Here is a 20,280-nt window from a genome sequence, read left to right on the forward strand (position 1 = left end):
GGGGACCGCCCGATTGTGGGCGCCCGCCCCATGTCGGCCCGGCGGCCCGGCTCTTACCGTCCCTGCGCATGACATCGACCAGAGCCGTACACCGTATCGCCGCCCTCCTGGCGGCCCTCCTCGTCGCCCTGAGCCTGACCTCCCTCACCCCCGGCCGGGCCACCGCGGCACCGGCCCTCGCGGAGGTCACCGGCTTTGGCTCCAACCCCGGCAACCTGCGCATGTTCCGCTACGACCCCGACGCTCTCCCCGCCGGGCGGCCCGTCGTCGTCGCGCTGCACGGATGCACCCAGGACGCCGCCGGGTACGGCACCGGCAGCGGGTGGCTCCAACTGGCCGACCGGTACCGCTTCTCCGTGGTGCTGCCCCAGCAGCAGAGCGGCAACAACGCCTCGAACTGCTTCAACTGGTTCCAGAGCGGGGACATCCAGCGCGGTCAGGGCGAGGCCGCGTCCGTCGCGCAGATGGTGGACCGGCAACTCGCCGACACCGGGGGTGACCCGGCGCGCGTGTACGTCACCGGACTGTCCGCGGGCGGCGGCATGACCGCCGTGATGATGGCGGCCTACCCCGAGAAGTTCGCCGGCGGCGGGATCGTCGCCGGGCTGCCCTACGGATGCGCGCAGGCCGCCGGTTCGCCGTATGTGTGCATGTACGTCGGCGCCACGCAGACCCCGCGCCAGTGGGGGGACCGGGTGCGGGCCGCCCGGCCGGGATACGGCGGGCGCTGGCCGGTGCTCACCGTCTTCCACGGCAGCGCCGACTACACCGTCAAGCCGGTCAACATGTCCGACCTGGTCGAGCAGTGGACCGATGTGCAGGGCGCCGACCAGACCGCCGACGTCTCCGACACCGTCGCCGGGTATCCGCACCGCGTGTACCGGGACGGCGCCGGACGGGCCGTCGTCGAGACCTACGGCATCACGGGCATGGGGCACGGGCAGCCCGTCGATCCAGGCACCGGCTGCGGGACCGCCGGGGCCTATCTGCTCGACGTGGGCCTGTGCGCCGGGTACCGCCTCGCGCTCACCTGGGGGCTCGCGGCCGGCTGAGCGCCGGGGCGGTGGACCTCCGGGGGAGCGCCGCTGTTGACGGACCGCCGGGTGAGCGCCGACGCGGTGGACCGCCGGGTGACGGAACTCGGCGGTGCACCGGGTGGCGGAACCCGGCGGTCCGCCGTCGCTCAGGCAGGCTTGCGCGACTGGTGGGCGAGCGCCAGGAGCAGGGCGAGGGCCGCCGCCGTCACCGGTACGCCGTAGCCGGCGGTCGGGGAGAGGTGCTCCACCATCCAGCCGCCCGTGGCGCTGCCGCAGGCGATGCCGCCGAGGAGGCCCGTCACGGCGAGGGTCATGCCCTCGTTGATGCGGCCCTCGGGGGTGCGTTCCTGGACCAGGGTCATCGTGGTGATCATCGTCGGCGCGGTGGCCGTCCCGGCGATCAGCAGCGCGGGCGCCAGGACCAGCAGCGAACCCGTCAGGGACGCCGCCAGCAGCGGCAGCGTCAGCAGGGCCGCCATCGCCGCCAGACACCACGGGTGGCGCCACTCGGCCGGCCCGGACGGGCGTACGGCGCCGAAGACCAGGCCCGCCACGCAGGAACCGGCCGCCTGCAGGGCGAGGACCACGCCCGCCGCCGCCCGGTGTCCGTGTGCGTCGGCGAACGCGATCGTGACGACCTCCGTCGCCCCGAACACCGCGCCCAGCGCCAGGCACACGGCCAGCAGCGGCGGCAGTCCGGGCGTGCGCAGCGGCGAGGCGAGGGCCGTACGGGGATGCGGCGGTGGCTCCGTCGAGCGCTGCGCCGCGAACAGCAGCACCCCGGTCACCAACAGGGCCGCCCCGGCCAGCGTGCCCGCCTCCGGGAAGAACGTCCCGCACAGGAAGGCCGCCAGTACCGGGCCCAGCATGAAACACAGCTCGTCCACCGACTGTTCGAAGGAGTTCGCCGTGTGCAGGGCCTGCGGCTCCCCCTTCAGCAGGTGAGCCCAGCGCGCGCGGGACATGCCTCCGGTGTTGGGCGTGGTCGCGGTCGCGGCGTACGCGGCGAAGAGCGTCCAGTCGGGCGCGCCGGTGCGCACGCACAGCAGCAGCGCCAGGCTGCCCAGGGCCGCGAACAGGGTGGCGGGGACGGCGACCCGGGCCTGCCCGTACCGGTCGACGAGGCGCGCGATGCGCGGCGCGAGCACGGCGGTCGCCGCGAGCCCGGTGGCCGTGACGGCGCCGGCCAGCGCGTACGACCCACGGGTTCCGGCGATCATCACGACCGCGCTCACACTGAACATGCCCATGGGCAGGCGGGCCAGGAGATTCCCGAGTGTGAAGGCGAGCGCGCCCCGGCGGGCGAAGAGACGGCGGTAGGGGCCGGGCGGGCGGTCCCGGGCGCGGGAGGTGAAGTCGACCAGGACGACGGTGTCGGCGGTCAGGGTGGGCAGGGGTGCGGGCGGGGTCGTCCCCCGGGAGGTCTGCGGCATGGGATCCAGGCTGGCCCGGTGCGGATCACGGGGTCCAACACCTGATCACCACCGATTCACGCGCCCGCGTTGTCAATCCTGTCCGCCGTGCCGGTCGTCCCCGCGTTGTAGGTTCGCCGGATGCCGTCCCCGTCCTCCGTCGAACCCCGCCTGCTGCGTGCCTTCGTCGCCGTCGCCGAGGAGTTGCACTTCACCCGGGCCGCCTCCCGTCTGTACATCGCCCAGCAGGCGCTCAGCCGGGATGTGCGGCGGTTGGAGCGTGAGCTGGGCGCGGAGCTGTTCCTGCGCACCACCCGGCAGGTCGCCCTGACGCCCGACGGCGAACGCCTGCTGCCGCTGGCCCGCAGGGTGCTCCAGGCGCAGGACGACCTGCTCGCCGCGTTCGGCCAGGCCCGTCCGCTGCTGGTCGACCTCAACTCGCCCGGCCTGGTCACCGGCCGCCGCGTCCTGGAGCGGGCCCGGGCACTCGCCCCCGACTGCGAACTGATGGCCCGCTACGAGAGCGGCCTGACCGGCGCGGCCGCCGAGATGATCGCCGGTCGCCTCGACGCGTCGTTCGGCCGTTTCGCCGGTCTGGACCCGGCGTTGCGGGCCGCCCTGGACCACCAGCCGGTGCGCCACGAGCCGATGGCCGTCATCCTCCCCGAGGCGCATCCGCTGGCCGCGCGCGAGGTCGTCCCGCTGGCGGCGCTGGCCGGGGAGACGGTGTACGCCGGTGCCGGGAACCCGCGCACGCCGGAGTGGACGCAGCTCGCCGGGCTGCTGTTCGAGGGGCGGGGCATCGAGATCGCGCCACCGGCTCCGCTGGCCGTCGGCGAGGAGGAGTTCCAGCGGCTGATGGCGAAGACCGGCCATCCCGTCCTCGCCGTCGTCGACTTCCCCGCGCTGCCCGGCACGGTGGTGCGGCCGCTCGTCGAGCCGGTGCCGCTGTCGCCGGTGTCCCTGGTGTGGCGACGTGGCCTCACCCACCCCGCGTTCGATGCCCTGCGGCAGGCGGCCGCCCAGCTCACGGCGGAGGAGGAGTGGCTGCGACGGCCGGCCGGCGGATGGATTCCGGTCGTGGACGAGGAGTGATTTTTGGTCATCCGTCAGGTCACAAAGCGGATCCACAACTGACACGTGGCGACCACGGGCCCCGCACGTGCGCTACATTCATGGCCCGAGCACGGTGTGGTAAAGGGGCGCTGGGCCCGGGTGGGGGCCCGGTCCGATCGACGGATGCTCGGTGTCGTAGGCGCTTCCAGAACTGTCCCGTGGGGGGAAGTCGCGCGTGAAACAGTGGCGGGAAGACGCCCAACCGGAATGGCCCGAGTCGGCGTCCGCGGCCTGGAACCACCCTTCAACAGGGAGAGACACCCAGGCCTTCCCCGAAACCGGACCGTCCGGCGTTCGGCCCTCGGGGCTGCCCGACGGCGCGGCCTCCGCGTCGCCCGGTGACGCGATGCCCTCCGGGAGTTCCGGTGCCGGCGGACCGGCCGGCTTCTTCGGCGACGCGAGGACCACCGGCCTCTCCGGCCGCCCGTCCGCCGGTTGGCCACCACTCGGCGCCACGGACCCCACCCAGGCACTGCCCTTCCGCGGCGACGCGGACCTTCCGACCTACCGCCCGACCGACCGGACGCCCGCCATGCAGCACTACGGCCCCACCGACCGGACGTCCGCCATACCGCCGCGTAATGGCGACGCCCTGACCGCACCGCTGTCCATACCCGGCCACGCCGGCCCGACCGCGGCCCTGCCCGCCTTCGCCGACGCCGATCCCACCACCGCCCTGCCTCCGGTCGGCCACCCCGGCCGGACGTCGGCCCTCCCGGCGCACGGCGGTCACAGTGATCCGACGTCGGTTCTCCCGGCCCACGGGCCGGCCGCCGCCGACGCCGCCGGTGTCCTGAGCGACCCGTGGAGCGAGCCCGCCGCCGTCACCGCCCCGGCCCGAGCGGAGCACGACCCGCACGAGGTCACCGTCCAGATGGACGCCGTGCAACTCGGCGACCTGCGGCTGCGCCCGGTCAAGGGCGGTCCCGGCTCGGCGCAGGACGGCTCCGACGGCCCCGTGTTCGTCGACGAGTCGGGCCGCCGCAGCCGTACCTTCCGGCGCCTCGGCATGGCGATCGCCCTGGCCTGCTCGGTCTACGCCGTCGTGATCATCGCGACGCTGCTGTCGGGCAGCTCCAGCGCACCCTGGCTGCCCGTGCCGGAGCCGAAGGCGGAGAAGCCCGCCGGGCAGGTCGACACGTCCCCGGCGCCGAGCGCGTCGGCGCAGCCCTCCGGCACCGCCGCCACCTCCCCGGGCGCGAGCGCCCCGGCGACCGGAGCCACCTCCGCGCCCGGCACCGGCGGTACCGCCCCCGGCGCGAGCGCCCCGGCCGGCTCCCGCAAGCCGGGTGCCTCGAAGGCCCCCGAGCCGCATGCCACCAAGTCCACCGCGGGCTCCGGCGGGACCAAGAGCTCTCCCGGCCCCGGCTCCACGCAGCAGCCCGCACAGCCCTCGTCCGGCCCGTCCAGCCCCGCGGGCGGCACCGGTGGTTCGCCCGACCCCGTCCCGACCGAGACGAGCGGCGGTGCCGGCGGCGGCATCGCCGGCACCGGGCCCGGCGCCGAGGGCAGCGGCCCTGTGGCCGCCGGACCGAGCGATCCCTCGCCCGTCGCCGAGCGCCCCGCCGACCAGGCCGCCGCTCCCGCCCCTTCCCCGGAGAACGTCCTCTGATGGCATCCCGCAACCGCCGCCACCGCGCAGCAGCCGGTGGCGGCCTCCGGCGGCGCCGCGTGCCCATGCGGCTGCTGCTGCCGGTCCTCGTCCTCGTCGCGCTCATCGCGATGCTCATGCTGCGCGGATACGTGCACAGCGAGATCCTCGCGGACCACCGCATCCAGCCCGAGGCGTCCTCGTCGAAGGTCCCGGAGAAGATCCTGGACGGCGGCCCGGTCATCGACACGCGCGGCGGCCAGGTCACCAGCCTGAGCATCCCCGACCACCGGCTCGTCCTCACCTTCGACGACGGCCCGGACCCGGTCTGGACCCCCAAGGTGCTGGACGTGCTCAAGAAGCACCACGCGCACGCGGTGTTCTTCGTCACCGGCACCATGACCTCGCGCTACCCGGAGCTGGTCAAGCGCATGGTGGACGAGGGCCACGAGGTCGGCCTGCACACCTTCAACCATCCCGACCTGTCCTTCCAGTCCAAGAAGCGCATCGACTGGGAGCTGTCGCAGAACCAGCTCGCCATCACCGGTGCCGCCGGCATCCGCACCTCGCTGTTCCGCCCGCCCTACTCCTCCTTCGCCGACGCGATGGACAACAAGGCCTGGCCGGTCACCCAGTACATCGGCTCCCGCGGGTACATCACCGTCGTCAACAACACCGACAGCGAGGACTGGAAGAAGCCGGGCGTCCACGAGATCATCCGCCGCGCCACCCCGCACGGCGGCAAGGGCGCGATCGTCCTGATGCACGACTCCGGCGGCGACCGGCACCAGACCGTGAAGGCGCTGGACACGTTCCTGCCGAAGCTGCAGGCGAAGGGCTACACCTTCGACAACCTCACCGAGGCCCTGGACGCGCCCAGCGCCCACACCAAGGTCACCGGCGTCGACCTGTGGAAGGGCAAGGCCTGGATCTTCCTGGTCGGCGCCGCCGAGAACGTCACCGGCGTCCTCGTCGTCGGGCTCGCGGCCATCGGCGCCCTGGTCATCGGCCGGTTCGTGCTGATGCTGCTGCTTTCCGGCATCCACGCCCGCCGGGTGCGCAAGCGCGGCTTCCGCTGGGGCCCGCCCGTCACCGAACCGGTCACGGTGCTCGTCCCGGCGTACAACGAGGCCAAGTGCATCGAGAACACGGTGCGTTCCCTCGCCGCGAGCGACCACCCCATCGAGGTGCTCGTCGTCGACGACGGCTCCTCCGACGGCACCGCCCGCATCGTGGAGGCCATGGGCCTGCCCAACGTACGGGTCATCCGCCAGCTCAACGCCGGCAAGCCCGCCGCCCTCAACCGCGGCCTGGCCAACGCCCGCCACGACATCATCGTGATGATGGACGGCGACACCGTCTTCGAACCGGCCACCGTCCGCGAGCTGGTCCAGCCGTTCGGCGACCCGAAGGTCGGCGCGGTGGCGGGCAACGCCAAGGTCGGCAACCGCAACTCGCTGATCGGGGCCTGGCAGCACATCGAGTACGTGATGGGCTTCAACCTCGACCGCCGGATGTACGACATCCTGCGCTGCATGCCCACCATCCCCGGCGCGGTCGGCGCGTTCCGGCGCAGCGCCCTGGAACGGGTCGGCGGGATGAGCGAGGACACCCTCGCCGAGGACACCGACATCACCATGGCCCTGCACCGCGACGGCTGGCGGGTGGTGTACGCGGAGAACGCCCGCGCCTGGACGGAGGCACCGGAGACCGTCCAGCAGCTGTGGTCCCAGCGCTACCGCTGGTCCTACGGCACCATGCAGGCCATCTGGAAGCACCGCAGGGCGCTGATCGAGCGCGGCCCCTCCGGCCGCTTCGGTCGCGTGGGCCTGCCGCTGGTCTCCCTGTTCATGGTGGTCGCCCCGCTCCTCGCGCCGCTGATCGACGTGTTCCTGCTCTACGGCGTGGTCTTCGGCCCGACCCAGAAGACGATCGTCGCCTGGCTCGGCGTGCTGGCACTGCAGGCGTTCTGCGCCGCCTACGCCTTCCGCCTCGACCGGGAACGCATGACGCACCTCATCTCGCTGCCGTTGCAGCAGATCCTGTACCGCCAGCTCATGTACGTCGTGCTGCTCCAGTCCTGGATCACCGCCCTGACCGGTGGCCGGCTGCGCTGGCAGAAGCTGCGGCGCACCGGAGTCGTGGAGGCCCCCGGCGGCCCGGTGCCCCAGCAGCGCACGTCCAGCAGCAGTGATCGGAGGCCCGTGGGATGACCCAGGGACACACCAGCGCGGAGTCGTCGATACCGTCGTACGGCTTCCCCCAGCAGCGCACGGCCGGCCCCGGCCCCGTCGCACCACCTGCCGCCGCGGCCACCGAGGCGCCCGGGGCCGCCGGGCCGGCGCCGCAGGCCGGACCGGCCGGATCCGGCCGGGACCGCTACCTAGATCTGCTGCGCTCCCTCGCCCTGGTCCGTGTGGTCGTGTACCACCTGTTCGGCTGGGCGTGGCTGACGGTGCTGTTCCCGTCGATGGGCGTGATGTTCGCGCTCGCCGGTTCGCTGATGGCGCGTTCGCTGAAGCGGCCGGCGCTCGGCGTGATCCGGGGCCGGGTGCGCCGGCTGCTGCCGCCGCTGTGGGTGTTCAGCGCGATCGTGCTCGCGATGATGTTCGCGGGTGGCTGGAACCCGCTCAAGGACCCCGACCACGGGGGAACCCTCGGTCTCGTCGAACTGCTCAACTACATCGTCCCGGTCGGCGCACCGCCCTTCCCCTGGCACATCGGCTCCAAGTCCGGCCTGCTGGAGGACACCTGGGCGGTGCAGGCCGCGGGTGTGCTCTGGTACCTGCGTGCCTATCTGTGGTTCGTGGTCGCCTCGCCCCTGCTGCTGTGGGCGTTCCGCCGGCAGCCCTGGCTGACGCTGTTCGCCCCGCTGGCCCTGACGGCCGTCGTCGGCACCGGTCTGGTGAAGATCCCCGGTGAGACCGGCAACGCGATCGGCGACTTCGCGATGTACGGAAGCTGCTGGGTGCTCGGGTTCGCCCACCACGACGGGCTGCTCAAGCAGATCCCCCGGTATCTCGCGGTCTCGTGCTCGGCCATGGTGATGGCGTTCGGACTGTGGTGGGCTTCGGGCCACCAGGGGCCCGACGGCTGGGACCTCAACGACATCCCGCTGGCCCAGGCGACCTGGTCCTTCGGGTTCGTGGTGATCCTGCTCCAGTACTCCCCGTCCTGGCAGGAGCTCCCGGGCCGGCTGGCCCGTTGGGACAAGCTGGTGACGCTGTCCAACAACCGTGCCGTGACGATCTACCTCTGGCACAACCTGCTGATCATCTCCACGGTCCCGATCATCGACCTCGCCTACAACCTGCCCTTCATGGACGGCCGTGGCACCGAGCTGCTGGACGCGACGTACATGATCTGGATGTTCGTCCTGGTCTGGCCGTTGATCGGGCTCGCGATCCTCGCGTTCGGCTGGATCGAGGACATCGCGGCCAAGCGCAGTCCGCGGCTGTGGCCGAACGGCGTGAAGCGCGGGGGATCCCGCAGCCGCCGCACCGCCTGACCGCACCGGGGGCCGGCCGCCCGTGCGGCCGGCCCTCACCTCCGTCCTCGTCTCCCGGTGAGAGCAACGTTCCCTCCCGGTCACCCGTGGCCACAGCGTGGAAACGACTCCTCCCTAGCGTCGGAACCCGGCCACCCGCAGGCCGTGTGGACCGAACCGTCGCACCGTGGAGGCGTCATGACCGCACCGAGCTCCGCCCCCGCCCCCGGCAGGGGCGGCCGCTGGATCCGGCAGTGGGATCCGGAGGACGAGACCTTCTGGCAGGAGACCGGGGAGAGGATCGCCCGGCGCAACCTCGCCTTCTCCGTCCTCTCCGAGCACATCGGGTTCTCCGTGTGGACCCTGTGGTCCGTGCTGGTGCTCTTCATGGGGCCCGAGTACGGGCTGAGCCCCGCCGACAAGTTCCTGCTGACCTCGGTGGTCACACTGGTCGGCGCGGTCGTCCGGGTGCCGTACACCTTCGCCGTCGCCGTGTTCGGCGGGCGGAACTGGACCGTGATCTCCGCCGGACTGCTGCTGGTGCCGACGATCGCCGCGTTCGCGGTCATGGAACCGGGGACCTCCTTCACCACCTTCCTCCTCGTCGGGCTCCTCGCCGGCGTCGGCGGCGGCAACTTCGCCTCCTCCATGACCAACATCAACGCCTTCTTCCCGCTGCGGAAGAAAGGCTGGGCGCTCGGGCTCAACGCGGGCGGCGGCAACATCGGCGTGCCGGTCATCCAGCTCGCCGCGCTCGCCATCATCGGCGCGGGCGGCGGACCGCGCGTGCTGCTCGGGATCTACATCCCGCTGATCGTCCTCGCCGCCGGCCTCGCCGCGTGGAAGATGGACAACCTGGAGAACGTCCGCAACGACACCGGCGCCGCCAAGGACGCCGCCCGGGACGCCCACACCTGGATCATGTCGCTGCTCTACATCGGCACCTTCGGCTCGTTCATCGGCTACTCCTTCGCCTTCGGGCAGGTGCTCACCAACCAGTTCGGCCGTACGCCGCTGGAAGCCGCCTACGTCACCTTCCTCGGCCCGCTGCTCGGCTCCCTCGTCCGCCCGCTCGGCGGCCGGCTCGCCGACCGGTTCGGCGGCGCGCGGATCACCCTCGCCACCTACGTCGCCATGGGCGCCGCGACCGCCGTACTGATCTTCGCCTCGATGCAGAAGTCGCTGACGCTGTTCACCGGCGCGTTCGTGGTCCTGTTCGTGCTCACCGGGCTCGGCAACGGCTCCACCTTCAAGATGATCCCCGGCATCTTCCAGGCCAAGGCGCAGGCCAAGGGCCTCACCGGCGAGGCGGCGGCCTCCTACGGACGGCGGCTGTCCGGGGCGTCCATGGGACTCATCGGGGCCGTCGGCGCCCTCGGCGGCGTCGGCATCAACCTCGCCTTCCGCCAGTCCTTCCTCTCCTACGGCTCCGGCACGGGCGCGTTCGTCGCCTTCCTCGCCTACTACGCCGTGTGCTTCGCCGTGACCTGGGCCGTATACCTTCGCCGTACGGCCGCGCGCAGCCGGGCCGGAGCCGCCGCCGAGGCGGCGCCGCAGCTCACCTACGCCGAGGTGTGACGCCGCGCCGGCCCGGCGCAGGACCTGCGGGCCCCCGGGCCGGCGATCACAGCCGCTGATGTCGCCGGGCCGCGGTTTCGGTAACACCGTGGACATCACACCGAACCGAGCCTGTCACGCGCCGTTGACAGGCTCGGCCGGCATACAGGTACACCGGACGCAGGGATGCCGGCGGCAAGGGACGACGACCGAAGTGCGGGACGAGTAGCCATGGACGAACAGCTTCAGCGACCGGAACACGGACCCCTGGCCGGGTTCACCGTGGGAGTGACGGCCGCGCGCCGCGCCGACGAGCTGGGCGCGCTGCTCCAGCGGCGCGGCGCGGCCGTCCTGCACGCGCCCGCCCTGCGGATCGTGCCGCTCGCCGACGACGGTGAGCTGCTGGCGGCCACCGAGCAGCTGATCGCCCGGGCGCCGGACGTGGTCGTCGCGACCACCGCGATCGGGTTCCGCGGCTGGGTGGAGGCCGCCGACGGATGGGGGCTCGGCGAGCAGCTGCTCCAGCGGCTGCGGACGGTGGAACTGCTCGCCCGCGGGCCGAAGGTGAAGGGCGCGGTGCGCGCCGCGGGGCTCACCGAGGACTGGTCGCCGTCGAGCGAGTCCATGGCCGAGGTGCTCGACCGGCTGCTCGCCGAGGGCGTGGACGGCCGCCGTGTCGCCGTACAGCTGCACGGGGAGCCGCTGCCCGGGTTCGTGGAGGCGCTGCGGGAGGGCGGGGCGGAGGTGGTGGGCGTACCGGTGTACCGGTGGATGCCGCCGGACGACCTCGCCCCGCTGGACCGGCTGCTGGACGCCGCCGTGACGCGTGGGGTGGACGCCGTCACCTTCACCAGCGCGCCCGCCGCGGTCTCCCTGCTGAACCGGGCGCAGGACCGCGGGCTGCTGCCCGAGCTGCTCGCCGCCTTCCACCACGACGTGCTGCCCGCCTGCGTGGGGCCGGTCACGGCGGTGCCGTTGCAGGCGCACGGGGTGCAGACCGCGCAGCCGGAGCGCTTCCGGCTCGGGCCGCTGGTGCAGCTGCTGTGCCAGGAACTGCCGGGCCGGGCACGCGCGTTGCCCGTCGCCGGGCACCGCGTGGAGATCCGCGGGCACGCGGTGCTGGTCGACGGCGAGCTGCGGCCCGTGCCGCCGGCCGGCATGTCCCTGCTCCGGGCGCTGTCCCGGCGGCCGGGATGGGTGGTGGCCCGCGCCGACCTGCTGCGGGCCCTGCCGGGCGCCGGCCGCGACGAGCACGCCGTGGAGACGGCGATGGCCCGCCTGCGCACGTCCCTGGGCGCCCCGAAACTGATCCAGACGGTGGTCAAACGCGGCTACCGCCTGGCCCTGGACCCGGCAGCGGACGCGAAGTACGCCGACGCGTAGCCCTCCGGGGGCGGGGCGGGGCGGGGCGGGGCGGGGCGTGAGCGGCGCGGGGCCGGTAGCCCGCCGGGCGCCGGGGCCGGGCGCCTGTCTGCTGGACGGTGGGCCGTCGGGCCCGTATCGCCGGTTGTCTCGGCCGGGGGCCGTATCGGCGGCGCCTCCCGGTGGTACGGCCCCTGCGGTCAGGCGCCGGGTCGTGCCGCCGGGGTCACGCCGCGGGCGTGCCACTACGGCCCCGGTGCCCGGCCCCCTGGCCGGGGTGGCTTCGCCCCGGCCAGGGGGCCGGGCACCTCGCCGGGGCGGCTTCGGCGCCTGGAGTGTCAGCGCAGCGCCGAGCTGCGGGGCACCTGGGCGGTCGGTGGTGCGGTGCGCGGGGGGCGGGTGGTGGGCAGGGCCGCGGTCAGGAAGACCGTCGCCAGAGTGGTCAGCACCGTGCGGATCACGTTCCACGTCACCCACGGGTCCTCGAAGTGCTCGCGCAGCGCCGCCGGATCGCCGGGGCGGGCCAGCGCGTCGTTCAGGGGGACGTTCACCACGACCGTCACCGCGAACGCGAGGACGGACGCGGCCAGCGCCACCCACAGCCGGCCACGGCCCGGAGCCGTCCGCGCCTGCCACGCGGCCAGCGCCGTCAGCGCCGGAGCGCCCAGGAAGACCAGCATGAACAGCGGGTTCTGGATGACGTCGTTGATGTTCCGCATCACCTCGACGTAGACGCGGTCGTCGCTGCGCGCCAGCGCCGGCATCACCGCGCAGGCGAAGATGAGGAAGACCCCGGCGAGCAGCCCCGAGGTGACCACGGCCGCGCCCAGTACCGCCCGGGCGGCCGTCGGTCGCGGCCTGTTGTCCGTCGTATCAGCCATGGGTCCAGTCAACCGGCGGGCGCCGTCGCGGGACATGGTTCAGGCGCGCTGCCGCATGCGCGGGCGTCCAGGCGGTCGGAGGGGTACCCGGCGCGCCCGTGGGCAGGCACTGTGGAAGGGACCGATTCCGCGGGCGACCCCAGGCGGTGACAGGGACATGGCGCTCGGTACGGCCACGGCACCGGACGAACTGCGCTTCGACGCCGGGCGGGTCTGCCTCGACCTGCTCGCCACGACGCACCCCGTCGAGCGGCTCGGCTCGGTCGAGGTGCTGCGCGCGTGGATCAGCGGCTCGGGACTCGTCCCGCCCGGCACCCCGCTGGCCCACGCCGACGCGACCTGGCTGCGCGGCTTTCGTGAACTGCGCGAAGAGGTGAGTCAGTTGGTGCGCGGCTGGCTCGCCCCCGGCCCCCTGCCGTACGACCTCGCGCTCGCCCGCGTCAACGACGCCGCCCGCACCCCGCCGCCCGCCCCTCGGGCCGTACGCGCCCAGGACGGCACGCTCGTACGGGAGTTGGCCGAGGTCCCGGAGTGCGCCGCCCTGCTGGCCGCGGTCGCCCGCGACGCCGTGGAACTGCTCACCGACCCGGTCGCCCGGGCGGCGCTGCGCCAGTGCGAGGGCGACAACTGCCCGATCGTCTACCTCGACACCTCCCGGGGCCGGCGGCGCCGCTGGTGCTCCAGCGAGGTCTGCGGCAACCGCGAGCGGGTGGCCCGGCACCGCCGCCGGCTCGCCTCCCGCAAGCCCGGCCCACCCGCGGGTGCCCGCTTCGCGCCGTCCGCCCGGAGTGCGTCGACACCGGCCCGAGGGGCATCGACGTGATCTCGGTTACATCATGTGTACCTACGGCCCCGTAGGGAAACAAGTGGCGACCTTGCGCCCGGTGGGGGAAATGTAAAGAAGACGGGGCGGCTATGTGCGTGCATGTCCGCTCACGTCACCCCGCTCGCTGAAATCCGTCCCTCCGCTTTGAACATCCGAAGCCCCGCCTCCGTACCCGTGGACGAGCGACCGACTGGGGGGAAGCCCCGGACACCGGAGGTGGGCGTGCGCAAGGATTCCGTCGTGGCCAATGAACGTGGATCGAGGGCCCGACATCGCGCTTCCCAGCCCTCGGAACCCGACGAGGAGCTGGTGCGTGCCCTGTATCGCGAGCACGCCGGACCCCTGCTCGCCTATGTGCTGCGCCTGGTCGCCGGAGACCGGCAGCGCGCCGAGGACGTCGTGCAGGAGACGCTCATCCGTGCCTGGAAGAACGCCGGCCAGCTCAATCGAGCGACCGGTTCGGTACGCCCCTGGCTGGTGACGGTCGCGCGCCGCATCGTCATCGACGGCCACCGCAGCCGGCAGGCCCGGCCGCAAGAGGTCGATCCGTCGCCGCTGGAGGTCATCCCCGCGGAGGACGAGATCGACAAAGCGCTGTGGCTGATGACGCTGTCGGACGCGCTCGACGACCTGACCCCGGCCCACCGGGAGGTGCTCGTCGAGACGTACTTCAAAGGGCGTACCGTCAACGAGGCGGCCGAGACGCTGGGCATCCCCAGCGGCACCGTCCGCTCAAGGGTTTTCTACGCCCTGCGGTCCATGAAGCTGGCACTGGAGGAGCGGGGGGTGACGGCGTGATGAGCGGATACGGGGACATCCGAGGATTCGGCATGGAGGGCCCGGGTAACACTGGACCCATGCAGGGATCACCGGGCCCGAACGAGCACGAGACGGTCGGCGCCTACGCCCTGGGGATTCTGGACGACGCCGAAGCAACCGCTTTCGAAGCCCACCTCGCCACCTGCGAGTGGTGCGCGCAGCAGCTCGACGAACTCGCCGGCATGGAGCCGATGCTGTCCGCGCTCGCCGACCTGCCCGGCGCCGGCACGCCCGCGATCGGCGAGTCCCTGTCGGCCCGGCCCAGCCCGCGGCTGGCGGAGAAGCTCGTCGACGAGATCGCCGAGCGGCGCGCCGCCAAGCGCCGCCGCGGCTTCTACATGGTGGCCGCGGCCGCCGCGCTGATCGTCGGAGGTCCGCTGGTCGCCGTCGCCACGACCGGCTCGGACTCCGGCGGCAGCACCCAGGCGGCGTCGGCCAGCCCGGCGAAGACGCTGTTCTCGACGATGGGTGACAAGGTCACCGGGCACGACGCGGCGACCGATGTCACCGGGACCGTCGGCATGGCGCAGAAGGACTGGGGCACCCAGGCGGTCCTGGAGCTGAAGAACGTCAAGGGGCCGCTGAAGTGCAGCCTGATCGCCGTCGGCAAGAACGGCGAGCGCGAGACCGTGTCCTCGTGGTCGGTGCCCGGATGGGGGTACGGGATCCCGAACTCGAAGACCGAGGAGGCGAAGGCCCCGCTGTACATCGGGGGCGGCGCGGCGTTCAAGCCGAACGAGATCGACCACTTCGAGGTCATGACGTTCGAGGGGCAGAAACTGGTACAGATCAAGGCGTGAGCCCCTGACGGTGGGGCGGATGGGCGCCTTCCGGGGTGGGGGGTGGTCGTCGCCGCGCGGGTGCCGGTGAAGGGTGGCCGGTCGCGCGGTTTCCCGTGCCCCCGGGGGCGGCATCCTTTTTCGGCACCGAGTGACGCCGCCTCCTCTCGCCTCGCGTGGCCTCCTTCGCGTACGGTTGACGGCTGCCCAGCACGTCAGAAGGGGGCCCGGTGGCCGCTCAGGCACAGCAATCCGCGGTCGAACCGGTTCACGACTCGGTTCGGGACCGGGAGATCGACGTCGAACAGGAACACCTCGACCGGGTGTACCGGCGCCTCGAGGAGAAGATTCACGAGGCCGAGTTCCTCATGAACGACGCGGCCCAGCGCGGCCAGGTCGGCACCCCCGGCGCGCTCGCCGAGCGGGACGCGCAGGTCTTCCGGGCCGGCGTGCACCTCAACCGGCTGAACAACGAGTTCGAGGACTTCCTCTTCGGCCGTATCGACCTGCTCCTCGGCAAGGACGGCAAGAAGGGGCCCGACGGCGCCTACACCGCCGTCGAACCCGCCGAGGGCGCCGTGCGGCCCGACAACACCGCCGACATCGCCGAGACGCTGCACATCGGCCGGATCGGCGTGCTCGACCAGGACTACGCGCCGCTGGTCATCGACTGGCGGGCGCCCGCCGCCGCGCCGTTCTACCGGTCCACGCCGGTCGACCCCGGACGGGTCGTACGGCGCCGGGTCATCCGCTCCAAGGGCCGCCGGGTCCTCGGCGTCGAGGACGACCTCATGCGCCCGGAGCTGACGGCGTTCCTCGACGGGCGCGAGCTGCCCGTCATCGGCGACGGCGCGCTGATGGCCGCCCTGGGACAGGCCCGCACCCACACCATGCGGGACATCGTCGCCTCCATCCAGGCCGAGCAGGACCTGGTGATCCGCGCGCCCGCCGCGTCCGTGACGTACGTCGAGGGCGGACCCGGCACCGGCAAGACCGCGGTCGCCCTGCACCGCGCGGCCTATCTCCTCTACCAGGACCGGCGCCGCTACGCCGGCGGCATCCTGATCGTCTCGCCGACCCCGCTGCTCGTCGCCTACACCGAGGGCGTGCTGCCCTCGCTGGGCGAGGAGGGCCAGGTCGCCATCCGCGCGATCGGCTCCCTGGTCGACGGGGCCGAGGCCACGGTCTACGACTCACCGGCCATCGCCCGCGCCAAGGGCTCCAGCCGCATGCTGAAGGTGCTGCGCAAGGCCGCCCGGGGTGCGCTGGAGGGGCCCGACGCCCCGGCCCGGCTGCGGGTCGTCGCCTTCGGGCGGCGCCTGGAGCTCGAGGCCGGGCAGCTGGACTCCATCCGCCGCAACGCCCTCGGCGGTACGGCCCCGGTGAACCTGCTGCGGCCGCGCGCCCGCAAGCTGCTGCTGGACGCCCTGTGGGAGCAGTCGGGCGCCGCCGGGCGGCACACCGATCCCGAGCTGGCCGCCGAGCTGCGCTCCTCCTTCGACGACGACGTCAGCACCGAGGACTCCTTCCTGGAGTTCCTGGGCGCCTGGTGGCCCGAGCTGACCCCGCGGGGCGTGCTCGCGGCGATGGCCGACGAGAAGCGGCTCGGGCGCTGGGCGCGCCGCGTCCTGAACCCGGGCGAGGTCCGCAAGGTCGCCCGCTCGCTCAGACGCGACGGCTACTCCGTGCACGACATCGCGCTGCTGGACGAGTTGCAGGCGATCCTGGGCGCGCCGGTGCGCCCGAAGAAGAAGCGCGAGCTCGACCCGCTGGACCACCTCACCGGTCTGGAGGAACTGATGCCGGCGCGGGAGGAGTCGCAGCGTGAGCGCGCCGAGCGGCTGGCCGCCGAGCGCGTCGAGTACGCCCACGTCATCGTCGACGAGGCGCAGGACCTGACGCCGATGCAGTGGCGCATGGTCGGCCGCCGCGGCCGGCACGCGACCTGGACGGTCGTCGGCGACCCGGCGCAGTCCTCCTGGTCCGACGTCGACGAGGCCGCCGCGGCCCGCGACGAGGCGCTCGGGACGCGTCCGCGCCGGCGCTTCGAACTCACCGTGAACTACCGCAACCCGGCGGAGATCGCCGAGCTGGCCTCGAAGGTGCTGGCGCTGGCCATGCCGGGCTCCGTCGCGCCGTCGGCGGTGCGCTCCACCGGCGTACGGCCGCGGTTCGCCGTCGTGGCGGACTCGCTGGAGAAGACCGTGCGGGCCGAGGCCGAGCGGCTGCTCGGGGCGGTCGACGGCACGGTCGGCGTCGTCGTCGCGATGAACCGCCGCGAGGAGGCGCGGCGCTGGCTGGCCGGGCTCGGCGAGCGGGTCGTGGCGCTCGGCAGCCTGGAGGCGAAGGGGCTGGAGTACGACGCGACGGTCGTCGTCTCGCCGGCGGAGATCGCCGACGAGAGCCCTGCGGGGTTGCGGGTGCTGTACGTCGCGCTGACTCGGGCGACGCAGCAGTTGACGGTGGTGTCGGCGGAGCGGGACGAGGCGGACGGGGCGGGCGTGCCGGATCTGCTGCGCGACTGAGCGGGTTCCTGGGGCGCGGGTGCCTGCGGCGCTGGGTCGTCGTTCGGCTGCGGGTGCGTTGGGGCTGGGCGCCTTGCCTGCGGCGGTCCGTGCGGGTTCGTTGTGGCTGGTCGCGCCGTTCCCCGCGCCCCTTTTTTGCCTGCGGCGGCCCGTTGCGGTCGCGTCGTGGCGTGCGTCGCCGCCTACGGGCGGTGGTCAAGGCGGGGCCGGGGTGGGGGGTGTCCGTCCTCGGTCCGGCCGGCCGTTTCCGACGAGGGTGCCGTGTCACGGTGCCGGACGCTGCGGGCGGACACCCCCCACCCCGTCCCCTCGCCGCCGTACGCGGCTGCGGGTCGGCGCTGGCGCGTTTCGTGCGGGGGGAATGGTCTTCCTCGATCCGTTTGTTAGCCTGGGTGTGGCACCGGCTCGATCCAAGCCCCCGGGCCCAACCTTCGTCCCTCAGAGGGACCACTTGCCGCGAGGCGAGCATGGCGGGCCGGTGTCATGAACGTCGGAGACCCACGTCACCCAGTGACGTGGGTCTCTTTATTTGTCTGATCGCTTGCCGTACTCTCTCGCATGGCGGAAGTCGTTTTCCGAAAACGAGGTCCTGCCTGTGAACAAAACGTCCGCAATTCGGGGCGACTACCACGTACTCCGGGGTAGGTGCGACGATCGGACGGCACAACTCAGCGAAACGGTGAAAGCAGAGGAAGTCGGCCATGGCAACGGCGCCCAGCGTCTCCTACTCGATGACGATCCGGCTGGAGGTGCCCGCGAGCGGAACCGCCGTCTCGCAGCTCACCACCGTCGTGGAGTCCTCCGGAGGCTCGGTGACCGGCCTCGACGTCACCGCATCCGGGCACGAGAAGCTCCGGATCGACGTCACGATCGCGGCCACCTCCACCGCCCACGGCGAGGAGATCGTCGGCAAGCTCCGCGCCATCGAGGGCGTCACGCTGGGCAAGGTCTCCGACCGTACGTTCCTGATGCACCTCGGCGGCAAGATCGAGATGGCGTCCAAGCACCCCATCCGCAACCGTGACGACCTCTCCATGATCTACACCCCGGGTGTGGCCCGGGTCTGCATGGCGATCGCCGAGAACCCCGAGGACGCCCGCCGCCTCACCATCAAGCGCAACTCCGTCGCGGTGGTGACCGACGGGTCCGCCGTGCTGGGCCTCGGCAACATCGGCCCGAAGGCCGCGCTGCCGGTGATGGAGGGCAAGGCCGCGCTGTTCAAGCGGTTCGCCGGGATCGACGCCTGGCCGATCTGCCTCGACACGCAGGACACGGACGCGATCGTCGAGATCGTCAAGGCCATCGCCCCCGGTTTCGCCGGCATCAACCTCGAGGACATCTCCGCGCCGCGCTGCTTCGAGATCGAGGCCCGCCTGCGCGAGGCCCTCGACATCCCCGTCTTCCACGACGACCAGCACGGCACTGCCATCGTTGTCCTGGCCGCCCTCACCAATGCCCTGCGCGTGGTCGGCAAGGGCATCGGCGACGTCCGCGTCGTGATGTCGGGCGCGGGTGCCGCCGGTACGGCCATCCTCAAACTCCTGATCGCCGCCGGTGTGAAGAACGCCGTCGTCGCCGACATCCAGGGCGTCGTGCACGCCGGCCGTGAGGACCTCGTCGACGCCCCCGCCGGCTCCGCGCTGCGCTGGATCGCCGACAACACCAACCCGGAGAACCTCACCGGCACCCTCAAGGAGGCCGTGCGCGGCGCCGACGTCTTCATCGGCGTCTCCGCGCCCAACGTCCTCGACGGCGACGACGTGGCCGCCATGGCCGACGGCGCCATCGTCTTCGCGCTCGCCAACCCCGACCCCGAGGTCGACCCGGCGATCGCCCGCCAGAGCGCGGCGGTCGTGGCCACCGGCCGCTCCGACTTCCCGAACCAGATCAACAACGTGCTGGTCTTCCCGGGTGTCTTCCGCGGCCTGCTGGACGCGCAGTCCCGCACGGTCAACACGGACATGATGCTGGCCGCCGCGACGGCGCTCGCGGACGTGGTGACCGAGGACGAGCTGAACCCGAACTACATCATCCCGTCCGTCTTCAACGACAAGGTCGCCGGCGCGGTCGCCGGGGCGGTCCGGGACGCCGCCAAGGCGGCCGGAACGACCGCGTAAGCGCTTGTGAGACTTCCCACGGCCGCCTCCCGGCGCGTCGTGGAACCAAGGGCCTGCGGCCGCCCTCTATGGTGGGCGGCCGGCCAGTGGCATAGGTGGCGCCCGGGACGGTGGCGCTTTCGTGTGACTCCCAAGAGTGTTCTCACGACTCCTACGGGTGCCGGATTGGCTTTCCCGCCGCAGGTAGGGGCAGGATGCCTCTCTGGGCGCTCGCGTCCGAGGACGGGACCGGGCCCGGGACCGTCCGACGACCCTGGCAGCAACGGCTTCGCTGTGTCCCATATGCGGCTGTCGCCGCGTGGCACGCCCCAACGGCAAGAAGAACACGGGAGTAACAACATGAACCGCAGTGAGCTGGTGGCCGCGCTGGCCGACCGCGCCGAGGTGACCCGCAAGGACGCCGACGCCGTGCTGGCCGCGTTCGCCGACGTCGTCGGCGATGTCGTCGCCAAGGGCGACGAGAAGGTCACCATCCCCGGCTTCCTGACCTTCGAGCGCACCCACCGTGCCGCTCGCACCGCCCGCAACCCGCAGACCGGTGAGCCGATCCAGATCCCGGCCGGCTACAGCGTGAAGGTCTCCGCGGGCTCCAAGCTCAAGGAAGCCGCCAAGGGTAAGTAATCGCGCCGCTGTGCGGGCCATGGCTCCAGACGCCGTGGCCCCATAGCGCCCTGGGCGACTGCGGACGTGTGCGGCCGGTCGCGACCACGCGGCGGCGCCGTACACCAACGCAGCCCCGCGCCCCTTCGGGGGCGTGCTGAACGCCCGATG

The 20,280-nt window shown here is 72.8% G+C and carries 15 protein-coding genes; 13 read left to right on the forward strand and 2 right to left on the reverse strand.

All coding sequences use genetic code 11. The features are described 5' to 3' along the window. Positions 1 to 68: 68 nt before the first annotated feature. Positions 69 to 1,052: an extracellular catalytic domain type 1 short-chain-length polyhydroxyalkanoate depolymerase gene (locus ACZ64A_RS25095; RefSeq protein ID WP_469813294.1), complete on the forward strand. Its 984-nt coding sequence runs from the start codon at positions 69 to 71 to the stop codon at positions 1,050 to 1,052. Positions 1,053 to 1,183: 131 nt separating this feature from the next. On the opposite strand, the gene ACZ64A_RS25100 is transcribed toward ACZ64A_RS25095, so the two are convergent. Then, on the reverse strand, positions 1,184 to 2,470 hold the full coding sequence (locus tag ACZ64A_RS25100; RefSeq protein WP_469813296.1) for an MFS transporter: 1,287 nt from the start codon (positions 2,468 to 2,470) through the stop codon (positions 1,184 to 1,186). 120 nt (positions 2,471 to 2,590) lie between these two features. Between ACZ64A_RS25100 and ACZ64A_RS25105 the strand changes: the two genes are divergently transcribed. The 6 genes from ACZ64A_RS25105 (at position 2,591) to ACZ64A_RS25130 (ending at position 11,583) form a co-directional block, all read left to right on the forward strand. Further along, positions 2,591 to 3,544 (forward strand): LysR family transcriptional regulator, encoded by a 954-nt coding sequence (locus ACZ64A_RS25105; protein ID WP_469813297.1) that lies wholly within the window; start codon positions 2,591 to 2,593, stop codon positions 3,542 to 3,544. 367 nt (positions 3,545 to 3,911) lie between these two features. Next, complete coding sequence (locus ACZ64A_RS25110) at positions 3,912 to 5,177, forward strand: hypothetical protein (protein ID WP_469813298.1); 1,266 nt, start codon at positions 3,912 to 3,914, stop codon at positions 5,175 to 5,177. Further along, positions 5,177 to 7,369 carry a glycosyltransferase gene (locus tag ACZ64A_RS25115; protein WP_469813300.1) on the forward strand — a complete coding sequence of 731 codons (2,193 nt, stop codon included), beginning with the start codon at positions 5,177 to 5,179 and terminating at the stop codon, positions 7,367 to 7,369. Before ACZ64A_RS25110 ends, ACZ64A_RS25115 begins: the two co-directional genes overlap by 1 nt. Next, positions 7,366 to 8,664, forward strand: a complete 1,299-nt coding sequence (locus ACZ64A_RS25120) for an acyltransferase family protein (protein ID WP_469813302.1) — start codon at positions 7,366 to 7,368, stop codon at positions 8,662 to 8,664. Before ACZ64A_RS25115 ends, ACZ64A_RS25120 begins: the two co-directional genes overlap by 4 nt. A 177-nt stretch (positions 8,665 to 8,841) precedes the next feature. Then, the gene (locus ACZ64A_RS25125; protein ID WP_469813304.1) at positions 8,842 to 10,221 is read left to right on the forward strand and encodes a nitrate/nitrite transporter; all 1,380 of its coding nucleotides are present in this window, start codon (positions 8,842 to 8,844) and stop codon (positions 10,219 to 10,221) included. A 210-nt stretch (positions 10,222 to 10,431) separates the two neighbouring features. Then, complete coding sequence (locus ACZ64A_RS25130) at positions 10,432 to 11,583, forward strand: uroporphyrinogen-III synthase (protein WP_469813305.1); 1,152 nt, start codon at positions 10,432 to 10,434, stop codon at positions 11,581 to 11,583. Positions 11,584 to 11,900: 317 nt separating this feature from the next. Here the strand turns inward: ACZ64A_RS25130 and ACZ64A_RS25135 are convergent, their stop codons facing one another. Next, entirely contained in the window at positions 11,901 to 12,443 is a 543-nt protein-coding gene (locus tag ACZ64A_RS25135; RefSeq protein WP_469813307.1) for an anthrone oxygenase family protein, read from the reverse strand. Between the two features lie 157 nt (positions 12,444 to 12,600). Between ACZ64A_RS25135 and ACZ64A_RS25140 the strand changes: the two genes are divergently transcribed. From ACZ64A_RS25140 to ACZ64A_RS25165, 6 genes are all read left to right on the forward strand, one after another. Then, complete coding sequence (locus ACZ64A_RS25140; RefSeq protein ID WP_469813308.1) at positions 12,601 to 13,266, forward strand: CGNR zinc finger domain-containing protein; 666 nt, start codon at positions 12,601 to 12,603, stop codon at positions 13,264 to 13,266. Between the two features lie 219 nt (positions 13,267 to 13,485). Then, positions 13,486 to 14,067: a sigma-70 family RNA polymerase sigma factor gene (locus ACZ64A_RS25145; protein WP_103784269.1), complete on the forward strand. Its 582-nt coding sequence runs from the start codon at positions 13,486 to 13,488 to the stop codon at positions 14,065 to 14,067. Next, positions 14,067 to 14,888, forward strand: a complete 822-nt coding sequence (locus ACZ64A_RS25150; RefSeq protein WP_469813310.1) for an anti-sigma factor family protein — start codon at positions 14,067 to 14,069, stop codon at positions 14,886 to 14,888. Before ACZ64A_RS25145 ends, ACZ64A_RS25150 begins: the two co-directional genes overlap by 1 nt. A gap of 209 nt (positions 14,889 to 15,097) precedes the next feature. Continuing rightward, a complete protein-coding gene (locus ACZ64A_RS25155) occupies positions 15,098 to 17,392 on the forward strand; it encodes a HelD family protein (protein WP_469813312.1) in 2,295 nt (764 codons plus the stop codon). Positions 17,393 to 18,093: 701 nt separating this feature from the next. Next, positions 18,094 to 19,509 carry an NAD-dependent malic enzyme gene (locus ACZ64A_RS25160; RefSeq protein WP_469813313.1) on the forward strand — a complete coding sequence of 472 codons (1,416 nt, stop codon included), beginning with the start codon at positions 18,094 to 18,096 and terminating at the stop codon, positions 19,507 to 19,509. Positions 19,510 to 19,848: 339 nt separating this feature from the next. Beyond that, entirely contained in the window at positions 19,849 to 20,130 is a 282-nt protein-coding gene (locus ACZ64A_RS25165) for an HU family DNA-binding protein (protein WP_103784273.1), read from the forward strand. Positions 20,131 to 20,280 lie beyond the last annotated feature (150 nt).

The organism is Streptomyces sp. NPDC104814 (assembly GCF_055583185.1).

Excerpts from the sequence above, each read along its gene's own strand:
- ACZ64A_RS25130 (WP_469813305.1), top strand. The coding sequence starts at position 10,432 with ATGGACGAACAGCTTCAGCGACCGGAACACGGACCCCTGGCCGGGTTC.
- ACZ64A_RS25120 (WP_469813302.1), top strand. The coding sequence starts at position 7,366 with ATGACCCAGGGACACACCAGCGCGGAGTCGTCGATACCGTCGTACGGC.
- ACZ64A_RS25135 (WP_469813307.1), bottom strand. The coding sequence starts at position 12,443 with ATGGCTGATACGACGGACAACAGGCCGCGACCGACGGCCGCCCGGGCG.
- ACZ64A_RS25140 (WP_469813308.1), top strand. The coding sequence starts at position 12,601 with ATGGCGCTCGGTACGGCCACGGCACCGGACGAACTGCGCTTCGACGCC.
- ACZ64A_RS25100 (WP_469813296.1), bottom strand. The coding sequence starts at position 2,470 with ATGCCGCAGACCTCCCGGGGGACGACCCCGCCCGCACCCCTGCCCACC.
- ACZ64A_RS25165 (WP_103784273.1), top strand. The coding sequence starts at position 19,849 with ATGAACCGCAGTGAGCTGGTGGCCGCGCTGGCCGACCGCGCCGAGGTG.
- ACZ64A_RS25095 (WP_469813294.1), top strand. The coding sequence starts at position 69 with ATGACATCGACCAGAGCCGTACACCGTATCGCCGCCCTCCTGGCGGCC.
- ACZ64A_RS25110 (WP_469813298.1), top strand. The coding sequence starts at position 3,912 with ATGCCCTCCGGGAGTTCCGGTGCCGGCGGACCGGCCGGCTTCTTCGGC.
- ACZ64A_RS25125 (WP_469813304.1), top strand. The coding sequence starts at position 8,842 with ATGACCGCACCGAGCTCCGCCCCCGCCCCCGGCAGGGGCGGCCGCTGG.
- ACZ64A_RS25160 (WP_469813313.1), top strand. The coding sequence starts at position 18,094 with ATGGCAACGGCGCCCAGCGTCTCCTACTCGATGACGATCCGGCTGGAG.
- ACZ64A_RS25105 (WP_469813297.1), top strand. The coding sequence starts at position 2,591 with ATGCCGTCCCCGTCCTCCGTCGAACCCCGCCTGCTGCGTGCCTTCGTC.
- ACZ64A_RS25115 (WP_469813300.1), top strand. The coding sequence starts at position 5,177 with ATGGCATCCCGCAACCGCCGCCACCGCGCAGCAGCCGGTGGCGGCCTC.
- ACZ64A_RS25150 (WP_469813310.1), top strand. The coding sequence starts at position 14,067 with ATGAGCGGATACGGGGACATCCGAGGATTCGGCATGGAGGGCCCGGGT.